Raw genomic sequence first — 16,147 nt, forward strand, 5'->3', positions numbered from 1 at the left:
GCAGAGGCGGTCCGCCGCCTCTGCCACATTGGAAAATGCAACCGAGCAACGGATTCACAGCCGATGAGTGACCTCGCCACGCCCCGCAAACAGACAAAGCCGGGTATTCTGGAGCCGGTTTGGGATTTCGTTGATCGTCATTTTCGACTTCTCACGGTTCTGCCTGCGGTATTTCTGTTCCTCGCGCTCACTGTCTTTCCGCTATACGAACTGTTCGTGATGGCGGGGTCGCGTATCTCGTTCGAAAACGCAGAGATGATCCGCGTGTCGGCGCTCCAGGACAATCTGGACAAGCTGATGAGCGACTGGATATTTCGCAAGGCCATCATCAATACGCTGATCTTCGTGTTTGCTTCCACCATGATCGAGATGATTCTGGGCTTCGCGCTGGCGCTGGCGGTGAGTCAGATAGTGCGTGGTCGGGGTCTCGTGCGAACCGCGATGCTTCTGCCAATCCTCATACCCCCGGTCGCCATAGGGAACATATGGCGGCTGATGTACAATCCCGAATTCGGGATCATCAACGCGCTGCTTCAAGGCATTGGGCTGCCGCCCATCGACTTCCTGGGGTCCTCTGACACAGCCCTGCTTGCGGTCGTTCTCGTGGATGTATGGCACTGGACGCCGCTGGTTTTCCTCATCCTTCTCTCGGGTCTCGAAGCTCTGCCGGAAGAAGTTATGGAAGCGGCCAGCATTGATGGGGCGAGTTATCGGCAGAAACTGTTTCGGATCATCATCCCGCTGATGTGGCCGACGATCATCGTCGCGTTCATCTTTCGCTCGATCGTCGCCTTCAAGGTCTTCGACCAGATATTCCTGCTGACTTCCGGCGGTCCGGGGACAGCAACGGAGGTCATGAGTATGTATGTGTACAAGGTCTATTTCCAGCAGAGCCAGCTTGGATATGGTGCACTGCTTGCACTTCTGACCATCGCCATCGTGTGCGCTTATCTCGCAGTCTATGCGTATGCGCAGCGCCGCCTTTCGAAGGGGTGGTGAGATGGTCCGGTCACCTTGGAAAATCTTTGGGATATGGCTCCTGGTCGTTGTCGCTCTCGTCGGCGTGGTGGCCCCCTTCATATGGATCGTTGGCGTTTCGCTGAAGTACCAGATCCAGATCCTGATGGCGCAGTTCCCGTTCGACCCCACCTGGTTCAATTATCAGGAGGTGCTGTTCGGGAAGAGTTCGGAATTTCTGTTGAATGCGCGCAACAGTCTGATCGTCGCCCTGATCAGTACGGCATGCGTCCTTGTCGTCGGAACCCTTGCTGCCTATTCATTGTCCTGGCGGCGTTGGTCGCCTCTCTTTAGCAGCGTGTTTCTGGCCTGGACACTGATCTTCAATATCATCCCGCCGATAACGCTGGTGGGGCCATGGTTTCTGATTTTTCGGGAGCTTGGTCTTTACAACACGCTTTTTGGCCTGACGCTGACCCATATCGTGATCAACCTGCCAATGACGATATGGTTGATGATGACAGCGTTCGGCAACATCCCCCGCGAACTGGAACAGGCAGCGATCATTGATGGTTGCAGACGAACAACTGCATTTCGTCGTGTCCTGCTGCCGCTGACCACGCCCGGCCTGATCGCTTCGGGGCTGTTGGCGTTCGTCTTTTCTTGGAGCGAGTTCGGTATTGCCCTGAATCTCACCGCGACAGAAACGATGACGATCCCGGTGGCTATCGCCAACTACGCCGGCCAATACGAAATCCGCCACGGAGAAATGGCCGCCGCTTCGGTCCTTTCGGCGGTCCCGGCAATCATTCTGATGTTTGTCGGGCAAAAATTCATCGTGCGCGGTCTCACCGCCGGCGCCGTCAAATAGGAGGAACAACGGGCATGGCTACCGTAGAAATGGAAGCGCTCGGCAAGGACTACGGCACACTCAGGATCCTTCAGGATGTTTCGCTGGATATAGATGAAGGCGAGTTCGTTGTGTTGGTTGGCCCATCCGGCTGCGGCAAGTCCACGCTTCTGCGAATGATTGCGGGGCTGGAGACGATAACCAGCGGGACGCTGCGCATCGCCGGGCGTGTGGTAAACGATGTCGAAGCGCGCGAGCGGGATATCGCGATGGTATTCCAGTCATATGCGCTTTACCCGCACATGACAGTTAGACAGAACATCGGGTTCCCCCTGTCGGTCCGGCGGCACGATCCGTCCGATATTGCGCGGGCAGTTGACCGGGTTTCTCAGATGACCGGACTTTCCGAACTGCTCGACCGCAAGCCGAGGGCACTTTCTGGCGGGCAGCGTCAGCGGGTCGCCATGGGGCGTTCGATGATCCGCGATCCCAAGGTGTTTCTGTTCGACGAACCCCTGTCCAATCTCGATGCGAAGCTGCGCGTGCAGATGCGACAACAGATCCGCGACCTGCACCGAAGCGTGAAAGCAACCTCGATCTATGTCACGCATGACCAGATTGAGGCTATGACCCTGGCTGACCGGGTGGTCTTGCTGAATGACGGCCGCATCCAGCAGGTCGGCACACCGATGGAGCTTTATCTGCAACCGGCAAACACCTTTGTGGCCGGTTTCATAGGTTCGCCGGAAATGAATTTTATCGATGGAGTGGTACGCATAAAAGGTGACAGGCCACACATTACGTTCCACCAGGAACCTGCCTTTTCATTGCCTGTGCAATCGGGGGTGGCCATGGAGGATGGGCGGAAAGTCGTCGTTGGCGTCAGGCCGGAGCATCTTGAACCCGGCACCATAGGATTGCCAGTTCGCGTGTTTGATGCGGAGTGCCTCGGACCCGAGACGGTCATCTTCGCCGAGGGCGGGGCAGGGCGGTTGATCAGCGTGGTCCGTGGAATTGATGCGCCAGGTCACGGAGACCAGGTCCGGCTCTATCCTGATCCGGCGCAGATTCACCTGTTTGACGCGGAAAGCCGCATCCGCATCAACTGACCGTAGCGCTTGGCTGCGCTGGATCAAGTCTTGGTCGCGGTGTGCATTGTAGCCGCATGATGATCCCGCGCGCTGCGCCGCGACAGCTTGCTGACTGCGGTTCCTGTGCAACCCGGAGCAATTCCAGGAAAAGTGAAACCGTGAACCGCTCCAAAACGAAAACCGTGACGGGCCTGAGCCTTTCATTGAATCAGGCGTCAGATACGCGTATCTGACGTCAGACATGAGAGATATAAGCTCTTGTGTTTCGCTGCGGAAGGACGGTGCTTTTAGGCGGAAGTTGTAAGCCTCAACCTGGTCGTTCCTCATTTTGGGAAGCCCATGGCCCCATGGAGCATTCCATTACTCGAATGTCAGTTGAACTTTCACCGAGCGCGTTCGATCTCCCGCGGTCTCGAAGGCCGCCTGCACCCTTTCAAGTGGAAAAGTGTCGGTGATGACCGGCCTGACGTCGATTTTGCCGCTGTCGATCAGACGAACGGCCGTGGAATACTCCGCATGGAACCGGTGGGTTCCCCTGAGGGTGATCTCCTTTGCGGCAATTGCATTGATCGGCAATGCGATATCACCCGTCACCCCGACCTGTACGATAATGCCACACGGGCGAACGCATTCGATGGCCATGCGGATGGCAGGCCCGGCGGCAGAGCACTCGAACGCAACATCGAAATATCCCTTCTCCGCCGTGTAGGCGCTCATCGGAGCACTGTCGCGCGCGACGTTGATCGTGGAAGTCGCGCCCATTCTACGGGCCACTGCAAGCGGCTTCTCCTGCAGGTCGGTGATGACGATCTCGGCCGCTCCGTCCTCCTTTGCCACGGCCGCACACAGTGCGCCGATCGGTCCAGCCCCGGTGATGAGAACGCGTTTTCCCTTTAGCGTACCGGCCTGGCTGCGTGCATGAAGGCAGACCGCAAGGGGTTCCGCGCAGGCTGCTTCAGCCAGACTCGTCGAGGGGCGGATCTTCTCACATCGGAACGCTTCGGAAATGATGCGATCGCGAAACGCTCCCTGTTCGTGCGGGAATCGTATGGCGGACCCGTAAAAGCGCATGTTCAGGCAATGATTGAACAGGCCTTCCAGACAGTACTTGCAGGCGTGGCAGGGTCGGCTGGGGTTGATCGCAACACGGTCTCCTGCGTCAAGTCCGGTGACATCCGGTCCGACGGCGAGCACCGTGCCGGCAACCTCGTGCCCCAGGATGATGGGCTCCCGGATGCGGATGGGGCCAAAGCCACCATCGTGAAAATAGTGGAGATCGGAACCGCAGATGCCGCCGGCTCCAATGGCAACGAGCACTTGATCGTGAGCCGGCTCGGCAATGGTCTCTGTTTCCACGCGCAGGTCATGCTTGTCGTAGAGCCGGCAGACACGGGTTTCCATGAGCTTTTCCTTCAATCGAGAAGCAGGGAAGGCAGCCACGTGGCGAAGGCAGGGACGTACGAGACGAGAAGCAGCACGATCATGTTGGTGAGCAGGAACGGCGCAATTGCGCGCACCACCGGTGTGAGCGGCAGTCTGGCGATATTGGCGCAGACAAAAAGACAGACACCCACAGGTGGGGTCGTCAGACCGATCATCAGGTTCAGAACGGCGAAGGTTGCGAAGTGAAGCGGGTCCACCCCGACGCTTTGCGACAGCGTCAGCAGCGGCACAAACAGGATGATGAGCGCGGCGATCGTCTCCATGAACATGCCGACGAACAGAAGCAGAATGTTGATCAGCAGAATGACGAGATACTTGTTGTCGGTGATCGACAGAACCGCCGTCGCAATTGCCTGCGGGATGCGCTCGGAAACGAGAATCCAGCCAAAGACATTGGCAAATCCAATCAGGACGAGGATGGCCGCCGATGAGACCGCGCTGTCGATGACAATTCGAGGCACCGCACGGATTGGTAGATCGCGGTAGATGAACGCTCCGACCGCGAAGGCATAGAGGCTGGCGACGATGGCCGTTTCCGTGGGAGTTGCCAGACCCGAGAGCAGACCGCCTATGATGAGTGCGGTCATGGCGATCGCCCAGAATGCGCTGAAGAAGGAACGTGCCAGCTCGCCCAGCCCCTGCCAGGGTTGTCGCGGGAAGCCGCGGCGCACTGCGATAAGATATGCGGTGACCATCATCGCCAGTCCCATGAGTATGCCTGGAATGGCGCCGGCAAGGAACATCTTGCTGACCGAGATGCCCGAGAGTGCGCCGACGATAATCATGGGAACCGATGGTGGTATAATCGGTCCGACGGTCGATGAGGCCGCTGTTACGGCAGCAGAAAAATCGGCTGGATAACCGGCTTTCTTCATGCCCGGTATCATCATTCCGCCGATTGACGCGGCATCGGCCACGGCGGTGCCGGAGATGCCGCCGAACAGCATTGAGCCAGCGATGTTGGTCAGCCCCAACCCTCCGCGGGCCCAGCCGACGAGTGCATTGGCGAAGCGGATGATGCGCTCTGTGATGCCTCCGGAGTTCATCAAATTGCCGGCGAGGATGAAGCCGGGAATACACAGCAGAACGAAAACGTCGATGCCGGCATACATTTTCTGGGGCATGACGACGAGCGGGATATCCGCCGTCAGCAGGTAGGCCATTGAGGCAATTCCCAGTGTTACCGCCACAGGCACGCCCAGGCCCAGTCCGGCGACAAACACGAAGATCAATATGAAAAGGCTCATCTGCCATCTCCTGGCCGGCGTTCCGGAAAACCGTCCGTCCTGCCGCAAAGCATGTTGACTGCCCGGCCCAGCGAAAAGACGAAAAGAGAAACAAGCAGCACGAGCATGGTGGCGTGAACGGCATCCATGCGCCATCCCAGTGCCGTTGAGGTTTGTAGTGCGCCAATGCTGGTGTATTTCCATGCTGGGAGGATCAGTCCCAGACAGAGCACTGCTGTGAGGATCGCTGAAAGCAGGCGCAGGCGGTGCGGCCATGCACCGGGCAGCGCCTCGCAGATAAGATCAACATTGACCAGCTCGCCCGAGCGATATGAGAGACCGGCTCCGAAGGCTGCCAGATACAGCAATGCGAAACGCGTCAGCTCCTCTGTCCACACCGGTGAATCGCCGATGATCGAACGTCCGACGACCTGCGTAATCACCGCCACCATCAGGGCAACGAAAGCGAATCCTGCCGCGATACGACTGCCAGTTTCGAGCACCCTCAACATGATGGCCCCCCCCGTTCTGTCAAAAGGTGCTCCGGGCGGATAGCGCCCGAAGCACGGATCGTTCAATTGGAAAACAGGTCTTCGACGATACCCTTGATCTCGGGTTTGACGTTCATCAGAACGGCATCCTTCGCTTTGGCCGCAAATGCCGCCTTGTCGGTTTCAACGAAGGTCATGCCTTTTTCCTGCAACTCTGTGACGAGTTGTTTTTCATCTTCAAGAAACGCTGCACGTTCAAAGGCCTGCGCCCGCTCTGCCGCCTCCAGCACGGCTTCCTTGTCGGCATCGGAAAGCTTGTTCCAGGTCAACTCGGAAATCACCAGATAAATCCAGGAGCGGGAATGCTCGGTCAGGTTTACGAACTTCTGGACTTCATTGAAATTCGCAGACTTGATAAGCGCCAGCGGATTTTCCTGAGCGTCGATGGTCCCGTTCTGCAGCGAGGTGAAAACCTCGGAGAAAGCCATCGGCGTTGGTGAAGCACCAAGTGCCTTCCAGACATCGACGAAAAGCGGAACGTTGGGAACCCGGAGCTTGAGGCCATTCAGGTCGTCGGGCGACCTGATCTCACGGTTGGATGTCAGGTTGCGAGGGCCCCGGGCAAAATAGGCAATCGGGCGAACCTTCGCCTTTGCAATGATATCGGCTTCGATCTGGTCGCCGATGTCGCCATTGATGACTTCGTCCATGTGCTCAAGCGACTTGAATGCATAGGGAATACCAAGGAGCGAGGCCATGGGTGCCCAGTTTTGGAGGCTTTCGCCGCTGATCGTCATGTCGGCGGTGCCAAGCTGCATGCCGTTGATGAGATCCATTTCCTTGCCGAGCGACTCGTTGGGGTAGACCTCGACCTCGATGCGCCCGTCGGTGAGCGCCTTCAATTCCTCGCCGAACTTGATTGTAGCCTTGTGCCAGATGTTGTCTTCATTGGCCAAATGACCAAGTTTCAATGTCATGTCGGCTGCGTGCGCAGAGCCCGCTAATATGGCGGCGGCCAAGCCCGCTACAACTGTCTTTGTTAACGAACGTCTTGTCAGCATTTTCTCCTCCATATGCTGTTTATGCGTTTGGTTTTGTGTTCGGTGGCACAGGGTCAATGATGGGTTGCGCGGCACGGCCAGTCGAAGGGCTGGCCCTCCGCTGACTGGCAGGAGCATCTGGTCGATCTCCTGCCATGTTGCTCAACTGATGTGGTTGGCATTGCATGGTTCCAGAAGCGCGGACCTGCGTGCCTACATTATTCCATAGTGCTTGTAGGCTTCGACGGTGCTCAGACCGGCAGCCAGGGCGTTACGGACGACGTTCTCGCCGGACACTTTCTCCATGGCCTTTGCGAAGACCTCATCCTCGACTTGCTGCGGCACGACCAGCACGCCGTCGATATCGCCGAAAATGATGTCCCCCGGATTGATCCACACATTGCCCATCCGGATCGGAACCCGGTAGTCCACAACCTTGCCGCGGGCCCCCTGATCCTGTCCGTAGCTGCCGTGGGAAAATACCGGAAACGGGTGATTGGCCACAGCGCGCGTGTCCCGCGAGTAGCCGTCGACGACAGCGCCCGCTGCCCCGAGTACGGCTGCGCGGGTCGACATCAACTCGCCCCACAGGGCAAAGCGCGGCGATGCCCCTGTGCAGACATACACCTCGTTCTCTTTCAGGCTGTCCAGGGCTTCGAACATCATGCCGAAGGGCTGTGCCACGGTTGCATTGTGGGCGTCTTCGAAGCTGGCGAATGGCGCATCGATTTCAAGGACGGTCATAGCCCGCCCGATCAACACTGCGTCGTGTTGAACCGGCCTCAGTTCGGGGCGCAGAAACTGATCGTAAAGCCCAAGGGAATCGAGAATGTCGCCCACGACATTGGTGTGTAGCTGCTGTTTGGCAGCGGCAAATCTTTCCTTGTCACGTGCTGGGTCGTGCTGTCGTTGCATGCCCTGATGCCTCCATTGATGAGCCGGACAGTGCGGTTGGTTTGTCAACCGTTGGAGGGGTAGCTAAACCAACAGCGTTATAACTGTCAAGGTGTATGACAGCTTGACAGCACGAGATAGCCCCGGTAGCTTTGACCCAGTGAGGGCCAACGAGGTTTATCTTTTGAAGACTAGGGACGTGCTTAAACGCGAAACGCTGGCTGATCAGGTTGCGCAGCAACTGATGGAGCACATTCAGAACACGGCAATGGCACCCGGCGATCAATTGCCATCGGAGGGTGAGATGGCAGACATGTTCGGGATCAGTCGACCGGTGGTGCGCGAGGCGCTTGGCCAGTTGAAGTCTATTGGACTGGTCGAAATGCACAGTGGTCGGCGCCCGATGGTGCAACCCATCGACGGCAAATTGCCAGGTCTTTTTTTCAAGCTTTCTCTGGGCCTGGATTCTGGCAGCGTTCAGGAGCTGCTGGAGGTTCGTCGCGGGTTGGAGGTTCAAAGCGCGATACTTGCAGCGCAGCGGGCGGGAGAGGATGACTGCAGGCGTCTGGAAGAAACAGTCGCCCTGATGAAGAAGCACCTTGATGAAAAAGACCACAGAGCCTTCATTGACCTTGACGTCCAGCTCCACCTGCTGATTGCCTCGGCATCGCGCAATGCGATGCTGTACAACCTTATTGCATCGATAAGAGGGCCCATGCGTGAATCCATTGCTCACGGCATTGCGGCGAGAAACTCACAGCGGGAGTTGCAGCGGATACATGTTCTGCATAGTGACGTTGTCACGGCAATTCGCATGGGTGACGGTGCCGCCGCAGCTGTGGCCATGGCTGCGCATTTCGACGACGCGCTGATTTCGATAGTTGCAGACCGGGTCGCGGGGCAGCCCATTGGCGGCGGCGAGTCCGATGGAAATGCGAATGAACAGGGCTGAACCGCTGCGCAGTCTTCACGCCGTTGTAACCGGTGGCGGTACTGGGCTCGGCCTCGCAATGGCCCGGTCGTTCTGCTCCGCAGGAGCAAGAGTGACGGTTGTCGGTCGGCGCGAAGAACGGCTTCACCAGGCCGTTGCCGAACTTGATGGCAATGCCGGTTATGTGGTTGCCGACATTTCGGATACTGCAGCCAGTGCAGTGACCGCCGCCAGACTGGAGGCAGTGGCGCCGGTCGATATCCTGGTCAACAATGCCGGAGCGCATCTCAAGCTTCCCACGCTGGATACGAGCGATGCGGACTTCCTTCGTGTTCTGACGACCAACCCGCTCGGTTCGTTTGCACTCACCCGTGAGGTCGCTAAGCCCATGTGTGAGCGCCAGAGCGGTTCGATCATCATGATTACCTCCATGGCGAGCCTTTTCGGCATCCCGCAGGTCGCCGCGTACACGTCCTCCAAAGCTGCTCTCGCTGGTCTGACCCGGCAGCTGGCCGTCGAATTCGGCGCCGCCGGCGTTCGCGTAAATGCCATTGCACCTGGCTTTATCGAAACCGACATGAACCGCGATATCTTCAGGAGGGATCCGCAGCGGCTCGAAAAAATCCTGTCGCGAACGCCTGTCGGTCGGTTGGGTGCGGTGGAAGATATCGCGGAGGCGGCTGTCTATCTGGCTTCACCCGCCGCACGCTTCGTAACCGGCGTTTCCCTGCCTGTAGACGGTGGCATCTCGATCGGTTTCTAGGCTTAAAGCAACCATTATCAGCGCTACGTCACTCGACATTCAATCTGCTTTGGGAGGACTTCCGCCATGGCAAGCTTCAAACTTGGCTTCGGCTTCTATCACCACATGCTGAACGACGAGACGTTCAGGTTCGCCCGGCAATGCGGTGCGACCCACGCTGTCGTTCATCTGGTCGATTATTTTGGCACGGCCGAGGAGGGACAGGTCAATCAGCCTGTTGGCCAGCAGAGCGGATGGGGCAGGGCTGGCGGGTCGACAGAGCGCTGGTCCCTGGAAGCATTGCGGGCCTTGCGCGACCGCTTGAGCAATGCCGGTCTCGAACTGGCGGCCATTGAGAACTTCGATCCATCTCACTGGCACGACGTCCTCCTTGCAGGCCCGCGCCGGGACGAGCAGATCGATACAATCCGGACGTTTATACGCAATGCCGGCGCTGCGGGCATTCCGGTGATCGGTTACAATTTCAGCTTGGCCGGCGTCGCCAGCCGTGTGGTTGGCCCTTTTGCGCGCGGCAATGCAGAGTCGGTTGCAATGGATGGTGTCGATGACACACCAATCCCGAATGGCATGGTCTGGAACATGGTTTATGATCCAGATGCGCCGCAGGGCACCGTGGAAGAGATCGACCATGAGACCCTGTGGCAGCGGCTGTCGTACTTTCTCGATGCAGTGCTTCCGGTGGCGGAAGAGGCCGGGGTGCGTCTCGCTGCGCATCCAGACGACCCGCCCGCCCCTTTTGTACGCGGTACTCCACGCCTCGTTTATCAACAGGCCATGTATCAGCGGCTCATCAACATCCATCCCAGTTCTTCCAACGCGCTGGAGTTCTGTCTGGGATCGCTGTCCGAGATGACGGAGGGGGATATCTACGAGACAACCAGATACCATGCAGAAAACGGAAACATCGCCTATATCCATTTCCGCAACGTGCGCGGCAAGGTCCCCAACTACAGTGAGACGTTTGTGGACGAAGGTGATATCGATATGGCGCGCATCGTCCGAATACTCAATGAAGCGAGCTTTACCGGTGTCATGATCCCGGATCACACACCACTGATGGCGTGCGATGCGCCTTGGCATTCGGGGATGGCCTATGCGATGGGCTATATGCGTGCGCTGCAGAAGAATATGTAGAGCTCGAAACGATCACCGCGGCACGCGGCAAGCCGAGGATGGCTATTGGTTACAGCGGCGCCCGGACAGAAACCCGCAACAACCGCACCACCCACTCACAAACCCGCTTGACGCCGGGGCCCGGGTCGCGGATTAATGCGCGCTGCGCGGGTATGATGTAATGGTAGCCTGTCAGCTTCCCAAGCTGAACGCGCGGGTTCGATTCCCGCTACCCGCTCCAGATGCTCCGATCAGGACCTGCCCTTTGGCGCCCCATCCAGGCTTGCGCACCTGCATCAGGGTGCGTATCTCTTTGCGGTCAAGATCAAGGAGCATTCCGGTGTCGGCACTGACCAGATTCCTCGGCGACAGCCCGCTGCGCGTCATCATCAAACTGCTGATCGTTTCACTCATCGTCGGCTTTGTGATGAGCGCGTTCAACTGGTCTCCGTTCGACATCATCCATGCGCTGCGTGACACTGTCGTTCATCTCTGGAACATGGGGTTCGATGCGCTCGGCCGTTTCGCAAGCTATATCCTGCTGGGCGCGGCAATTGTCGTGCCGGCCTTTCTGATCCTGCGCCTCCTGAACTATCGCCGTTAGCGAAGCCAGGGGCGCATTTCCATGGATCATGCTCAGCCGCAAGACCGCGTATCGCATCCGTTCACGGTGACGAACCGTCTCGTCCTGTCGATCGCCCTGCCGATGACGCTGGCCTATCTGACCACGCCGCTTCTGGGCATCGCCGATACGGCCATTGTCGGCCAGTATGGCGACGCGGCCCTGCTGGGCGGGCTGGCGGCGGGCGCCATCGTCTTCGACGTGGTCTTCACCACGTTCAACTTTCTGCGCTCCGGCACGACCGGCCTCGTCGCGCAGGCCTATGGCCAGGGCAATGCGCTGGAGGAGCAGGCGGTTCTGTGGCGGGCATTGCTTGTTGCCCTGGCCGCCGGTGTTCTCGTTGTGTTGCTCGGTCCGTTCGTGATTGCCGGCGGTGTGTATTTCATGGGGGCCGAGCCCGAGGTGGCGGCAGCCATGCGTGCCTATGTCTCGATCAGAATTCTCGCCGCCCCCGTCTCTCTCATCAACTACGCAATTCTTGGATATGTGCTCGGGAGGGGCGAGGGCGTGCTCGGGCTCGTGCTGCAGTTCATCCTGAACGGCACGAACATTGCGCTGTCGATGTTTCTCGCGCTGTCGCTGGGCTGGGGCATCGAGGGTGTGGCCTGGGGCACGGTGGGTGGCGAAGCTGTCGGCATGCTCACAGGGTTCGCCGTGCTGGCCTGGCGCTTTCGGCGCGGGCCCCGCGTTTCACTGCGGCGGGTCTTCGACACGCCCCGGATCGTCCGGATGGTTGCCATGAATGGCGACATCATGATCCGGTCATTCTCGCTTCTCGCTGCATTCGCGCTCTTCACCAGGCAGGGCGCGCAGTTTGGCACCGTCACTCTGGCCGCCAATGCGATCCTGATGAATTTTTTCCTGGTCGCGGGATATTTCCTCGACGGGACCGCCACCGCCGCCGAGCAATTGGCAGGCCGTGCCGTGGGCGCGCGTTACCGCCCCGCCTTTCTTCGCTCCCTTAGGCTGACGGTGGCGTGGGGCTTCGGGCTTGCCATTGCCATGTCGCTGTTTCTGCTTTTGGCCGGCGAAGCGCTGATAGCCTTCATCACCACGGCACAGGATGTGCGAATGGCCGCCAACACCTTTCTGCCCTGGGCGGCGCTGATCTCCATTTCTGGCGTTCTGGCATTTCAGATGGATGGGGTGTTCATCGGCGCAACCTGGTCGCGCGACATGCGCAACACGATGCTGCTTTCTTTCGCGCTCTATCTCGCCTGCCTGTTCTTTTTGACGAGAAGTTTTGGCAATCATGGATTGTGGGCGGCATTCCACATTCTCCTGATCGTTCGCGGCATCAGCCTCTTCGCCATTGTGCCGTCACGAATGCGCAGAACGTTCGCGGAATAGACGTCAGTCGAGACGGCGCGCAGCCCATTCGTCCACGCGGGTGTCGCGCAGCTGACGCAGCGAAGAGAGGTTCTCGCGCTGTGCGAATGCGCTCATCTCTTCCAGAATCCTGCCGGGCAGGCAGGTGCCGCCGAAGATCAGGCCGCTATACATCTGCACCAGATCGGCACCGGCGCGGATCTTCTCCAGCGCCGTTTCAGTGGAGCAAACCCCGCCAACGCCGATAATCGGCATGGCCGGCCCGACCAGCAGCCGCATCTTGGCAAGAATGACTGTGGACCGTTCGAAAAGAGGCTGGCCGGAGAGCCCGCCCGTCTCGTGTGCCAGGCGGCTTGTGACGCCGGCTCTCGAAAGCGTGGTGTTGCTGACGATCAGCCCGTCGATGCGTTTGCCTAGCGCTTCGTCGGCTATGTCGGCCAGGGCAGCGTCGGTGAGGTCAGGTGCGATCTTCAGGAACAGCGGGATCGGCGCCCGCCGCAGCCTGGCGACTTCGTTGCGTGTTTCGATCACCCGGTGAAGGAGTTCGGAGAGGTTCGCACGATCCTGAAGCGACCTCAGCCCGGCCGTGTTGGGGGAGGAGATGTTGACGGCAAGATAGGACGCGACATCGCCAAAGGCACGCACGCCCGCCTCATAATCGGCAATGCGATCCGTGCTGTCCTTGTTGGCGCCGATGTTCACGCCGACAATTCCGCCCCTGCCGGCACGGCTCCTGATGCGCTCGCGCACCGCCACGATGCCGTCATTGTTGAAACCCATCCGGTTGATGAGCGCGCTGTCTTCCTCCAGTCGAAAAAGGCGCGGCTTGGGGTTTCCCTCCTGCGGCTTCGGGGTCACGGTACCGCATTCCACGAAGCCGAAGCCCAGCCGCAGCAGGCCGTCCGCTGCCTCGGCATTCTTGTCGAAGCCGGCTGCCATGCCGAGCGGGTTGGGAAAAACCATCCCGCCCACTATGGTTTTGAGGCGTTTGCTGATCTGCGGTGGCCGGGCCAGCGGCATGCCGCTTTTCAGGGCCATGATCGCAAGGTTGTGGGCGCGTTCGGAATCCATCCGGAAAAGGGCCTGGCGCGCAATCCTGTCGAGCAGCGATTTCATTCTGATAGCTCTGGAAAAAGGTGGAGGCCATCTCTGCCCAGCGGCAGGGGCCGCACCCATGCAACCGCATCGAGCGGCAGAGAGGCATAGAGATGCGGAAAGAGAGCGCCCCCGCGCGAGATTTCGTATTTCAGCGCATTTCCAAGCGCGCCTGCTTCAACGGCAACGAGCAGCAGGTCGTCCTGCCCGGCAAAGTGCCTGGCGGCTGTCTCCTTGACCTGCCCCGCCGTGGAGAAATGAATATAACCGTCGGCGAGATCGATCGGCGCGCCATTGAACACTCCCGCGGTCTCGGCTTCCTGCCAGAGCGTGCGGGGACAGATTTTATAGATCAGGTGGACCATGCCAGCGGCTATACTTGCAATACAGTGTCAGCGAAAGGCCCGAAAAGGCGTTTTCGGGGGATTGCGGTCTATCCCATTTATGGCGCATTCCTTGCGCATGATCTCATCACCGGATGCATGAACGCGGAGCAGACCCATGCGCAAGACAATCGCGGCGACAGGAGCGCTGATCATCCTGTCCATGACGGCGAACGCCATGGCGCAGGAGGCCGAACGCTTTCGGCTTGAGCGCACGGAAGAAGGCTATGTGCGCATGGACACCCAGACCGGTGCCATGTCGATCTGCCGCGAGCGGTCGGGACAGCTCGTCTGTGCGCCGGCGGCCGATGAACGCACGGCCTATGAGGAAGACATCGCCGCGCTTCAGGACAGGCTCGAAACCCTCGAGGAGCGGGTCGAAGCGCTGGAAAGCGCATCCCCCGAAGCGGCATCGGACCTGCCGTCCGAGGAAGAGTTCGAGCAGACCCTGGGTTTGATGGAGCGCTTCTTCCGCCGTTTCATGGGAATCGTGAAGGATTTCGAGAAGGAAGAAAAGACGACGTCGCCTGATACGCCTGCACCTGACCGGACCTGAGCAATTCCGGGAAAAGTGCAAACAGGCTTTCGACTCGGAATCGCGCTAAAGCACTATATCCGAACGTTTTCGCATCTGCGCGGACGTTGGGTGGTGCGCGCCGGACTGCAGACCGCTCTACGTGATCGCGCGCGCCATGCGCAGCAACATTGAGAAGGCGAAGAAGCCGCAGCCAACCTGTAGGCTGAGAACGGCGAAGCGCAGATAGATGTCTTTCAGGATAGCGATGAACACTTTTGCGCCCGAACGGCCGACCGGGCGCGCATTCGGCTTCAGATGCATCCAGACCTCGGTCTTCCTGGGGTTTTGTCGCGCAAGCGCGTAGGCCTTGAGTATCAGAAGCTCGGACATGATCAGCGTCATCAATGCGCCTGCGCTGAAAGCGAGCACCAGATCGAATGAGAAGCTCAGCATCACCAGGCCAATGGCAAAGGCGCCGAACATCACGGCGCGACCGATGCAGAGTATGGCTACCTTGTGGATTTTCTCCATAGCAGGCTCACGGGTTTTCACCCTCCCGGCGAGTCTGTGGCATAGATGTGGGGCAGGCAAGTAAATCTTCTGCGAGCGTTTTGGCGAGTGGTGGAGTGTCTGGCTATGGCAGAGCTTGAAATGATGGCTATTCCCCGCATAATCGCCGCCGGAACCTGCGACGGAAGAAGACGACAAAAATGCCGCAGGCGCGGGAGGGACTTTTGGCATCGGGCTATAGATTTCTGGTCGCCGACGACCATCCTCTGTTCAGGGGAGCGTTGAAGGGCGCTCTTTCCGGACTCGACGATGCATGCAGGATACTGGAGGCAGGCGACTTTGAAGGCGCGAAAGCGCTGGTCGACGAGAGTATCGATCTCGTTTTGCTCGATCTTTCCATGCCGGGCGTCAGCGGTCTGTCGGGGTTGATTGCGCTTCGCGGAATGAACCCGGCAGTGCCGATCGTTGTCGTGTCGGCTCACGACGATCCGGAAACCATCAGGCGGGCGCTGGAACTGGGCGCGTCCGGTTTCATCTCGAAATCGTCAGGCATGGACGAGATCCGAACGGCGGTTCAGACTATCCTTGATGGCGGTATCTATACGCCCGCCGACATCGATCTGGGCGCCGAGGCCGATCCGGAGATTGCCGATCTCATCCGCCGGCTGCAAACCCTTACGCCGCAACAGACCAGGGTGCTGAGCATGCTGGCGGAAGGGCTGCTGAACAAGCAGATCGCCTACGAGCTCAACGTCTCGGAAGCAACCATCAAGGCGCATGTCTCCGCGGTGTTGCAGAAGCTGGATGTAGACAGTCGCACCCAGGCCGTGATCCGCCTGTCGAAAATCGGGGCCGACACCATCGCAACGGAAAGCTGAAGCCGTCGCCGGTT

18 protein-coding genes and 1 tRNA gene are annotated in these 16,147 nt (G+C 59.0%); 11 read left to right on the forward strand and 8 right to left on the reverse strand.

The window, feature by feature from the left end; all coding sequences use genetic code 11:
• Nucleotides 1-63: 63 nt before the first annotated feature.
• From KUG85_RS07445 to KUG85_RS07455, 3 genes are read left to right on the forward strand one after another with little or no spacing between them, the layout of a single operon-like run.
• Entirely contained in the window at nt 64-999 is a 936-nt protein-coding gene (locus tag KUG85_RS07445) for a carbohydrate ABC transporter permease (RefSeq protein ID WP_083213034.1), read from the forward strand.
• On the forward strand, nt 968-1,828 hold the full coding sequence (locus KUG85_RS07450) for a carbohydrate ABC transporter permease (RefSeq protein ID WP_255606292.1): 861 nt from the start codon (nt 968-970) through the stop codon (nt 1,826-1,828). The genes KUG85_RS07445 and KUG85_RS07450 overlap by 32 nt, the downstream gene beginning before the upstream one ends.
• A gap of 14 nt (nt 1,829-1,842) precedes the next feature.
• Nucleotides 1,843-2,916: an ABC transporter ATP-binding protein gene (locus tag KUG85_RS07455; protein ID WP_223004726.1), complete on the forward strand. Its 1,074-nt coding sequence runs from the start codon at nt 1,843-1,845 to the stop codon at nt 2,914-2,916.
• A 342-nt stretch (nt 2,917-3,258) separates the two neighbouring features.
• On the opposite strand, the gene KUG85_RS07460 is transcribed toward KUG85_RS07455, so the two are convergent.
• The 5 genes from KUG85_RS07460 to KUG85_RS07480 form a co-directional block, all read right to left on the reverse strand.
• Nucleotides 3,259-4,299, reverse strand: coding sequence for an L-idonate 5-dehydrogenase (locus KUG85_RS07460; protein WP_223004727.1), 1,041 nt, complete (start codon nt 4,297-4,299; stop codon nt 3,259-3,261).
• 11 nt (nt 4,300-4,310) lie between these two features.
• The gene (locus KUG85_RS07465; RefSeq protein WP_223004728.1) at nt 4,311-5,588 is read right to left on the reverse strand and encodes a TRAP transporter large permease; all 1,278 of its coding nucleotides are present in this window, start codon (nt 5,586-5,588) and stop codon (nt 4,311-4,313) included.
• The gene (locus KUG85_RS07470; RefSeq protein ID WP_255606293.1) at nt 5,585-6,145 is read right to left on the reverse strand and encodes a TRAP transporter small permease; all 561 of its coding nucleotides are present in this window, start codon (nt 6,143-6,145) and stop codon (nt 5,585-5,587) included. The genes KUG85_RS07465 and KUG85_RS07470 overlap by 4 nt, the downstream gene beginning before the upstream one ends.
• Nucleotides 6,142-7,236: a TRAP transporter substrate-binding protein gene (locus KUG85_RS07475; protein WP_255606294.1), complete on the reverse strand. Its 1,095-nt coding sequence runs from the start codon at nt 7,234-7,236 to the stop codon at nt 6,142-6,144. Before KUG85_RS07475 ends, KUG85_RS07470 begins: the two co-directional genes overlap by 4 nt.
• A gap of 75 nt (nt 7,237-7,311) precedes the next feature.
• Nucleotides 7,312-8,013, reverse strand: coding sequence for an RraA family protein (locus KUG85_RS07480; RefSeq protein WP_065817162.1), 702 nt, complete (start codon nt 8,011-8,013; stop codon nt 7,312-7,314).
• A 178-nt stretch (nt 8,014-8,191) separates the two neighbouring features.
• Between KUG85_RS07480 and KUG85_RS07485 the strand changes: the two genes are divergently transcribed.
• The 6 genes from KUG85_RS07485 to KUG85_RS07510 all read left to right on the forward strand — a co-directional run bounded on the left by KUG85_RS07485 (nt 8,192) and on the right by KUG85_RS07510 (nt 12,771).
• Nucleotides 8,192-8,944, forward strand: coding sequence for a FadR/GntR family transcriptional regulator (locus tag KUG85_RS07485; RefSeq protein WP_223004729.1), 753 nt, complete (start codon nt 8,192-8,194; stop codon nt 8,942-8,944).
• The gene (locus tag KUG85_RS07490; protein WP_223004730.1) at nt 8,931-9,686 is read left to right on the forward strand and encodes an SDR family NAD(P)-dependent oxidoreductase; all 756 of its coding nucleotides are present in this window, start codon (nt 8,931-8,933) and stop codon (nt 9,684-9,686) included. Before KUG85_RS07485 ends, KUG85_RS07490 begins: the two co-directional genes overlap by 14 nt.
• A gap of 105 nt (nt 9,687-9,791) precedes the next feature.
• Entirely contained in the window at nt 9,792-10,820 is a 1,029-nt protein-coding gene (locus tag KUG85_RS07495; protein ID WP_223004731.1) for a mannonate dehydratase, read from the forward strand.
• 146 nt (nt 10,821-10,966) lie between these two features.
• Nucleotides 10,967-11,040, forward strand: a tRNA-Gly gene (locus KUG85_RS07500).
• Nucleotides 11,041-11,139: 99 nt separating this feature from the next.
• The gene (locus KUG85_RS07505; RefSeq protein ID WP_007009504.1) at nt 11,140-11,403 is read left to right on the forward strand and encodes a DUF6460 domain-containing protein; all 264 of its coding nucleotides are present in this window, start codon (nt 11,140-11,142) and stop codon (nt 11,401-11,403) included.
• Nucleotides 11,404-11,424: 21 nt separating this feature from the next.
• Complete coding sequence (locus KUG85_RS07510) at nt 11,425-12,771, forward strand: MATE family efflux transporter (RefSeq protein ID WP_223004732.1); 1,347 nt, start codon at nt 11,425-11,427, stop codon at nt 12,769-12,771.
• Nucleotides 12,772-12,774: 3 nt separating this feature from the next.
• Here KUG85_RS07510 and KUG85_RS07515 read toward each other — a convergent pair whose 3' ends face one another.
• Nucleotides 12,775-13,866: a quinone-dependent dihydroorotate dehydrogenase gene (locus KUG85_RS07515; protein WP_223004733.1), complete on the reverse strand. Its 1,092-nt coding sequence runs from the start codon at nt 13,864-13,866 to the stop codon at nt 12,775-12,777.
• Nucleotides 13,863-14,210 carry a DUF952 domain-containing protein gene (locus KUG85_RS07520; protein ID WP_223004734.1) on the reverse strand — a complete coding sequence of 116 codons (348 nt, stop codon included), beginning with the start codon at nt 14,208-14,210 and terminating at the stop codon, nt 13,863-13,865. Before KUG85_RS07520 ends, KUG85_RS07515 begins: the two co-directional genes overlap by 4 nt.
• 136 nt (nt 14,211-14,346) lie before the next feature.
• On the opposite strand from KUG85_RS07520, the gene KUG85_RS07525 reads away from it, so the two are divergent.
• The gene (locus KUG85_RS07525; RefSeq protein WP_223004735.1) at nt 14,347-14,784 is read left to right on the forward strand and encodes a hypothetical protein; all 438 of its coding nucleotides are present in this window, start codon (nt 14,347-14,349) and stop codon (nt 14,782-14,784) included.
• Between the two features lie 117 nt (nt 14,785-14,901).
• Here the strand turns inward: KUG85_RS07525 and KUG85_RS07530 are convergent, their stop codons facing one another.
• The gene (locus tag KUG85_RS07530; protein WP_223004736.1) at nt 14,902-15,276 is read right to left on the reverse strand and encodes a hypothetical protein; all 375 of its coding nucleotides are present in this window, start codon (nt 15,274-15,276) and stop codon (nt 14,902-14,904) included.
• A gap of 179 nt (nt 15,277-15,455) precedes the next feature.
• Here KUG85_RS07530 and KUG85_RS07535 point away from each other — a divergent pair, with 179 nt between their 5' ends.
• Nucleotides 15,456-16,133 carry a response regulator transcription factor gene (locus tag KUG85_RS07535; protein ID WP_007009497.1) on the forward strand — a complete coding sequence of 226 codons (678 nt, stop codon included), beginning with the start codon at nt 15,456-15,458 and terminating at the stop codon, nt 16,131-16,133.
• Nucleotides 16,134-16,147: the final 14 nt, after the last annotated feature.

Origin of the sequence: Nitratireductor rhodophyticola, from assembly GCF_019891355.1 — a bacterium.
Taxonomy (GTDB): domain Bacteria; phylum Pseudomonadota; class Alphaproteobacteria; order Rhizobiales; family Rhizobiaceae; genus Nitratireductor; species Nitratireductor rhodophyticola.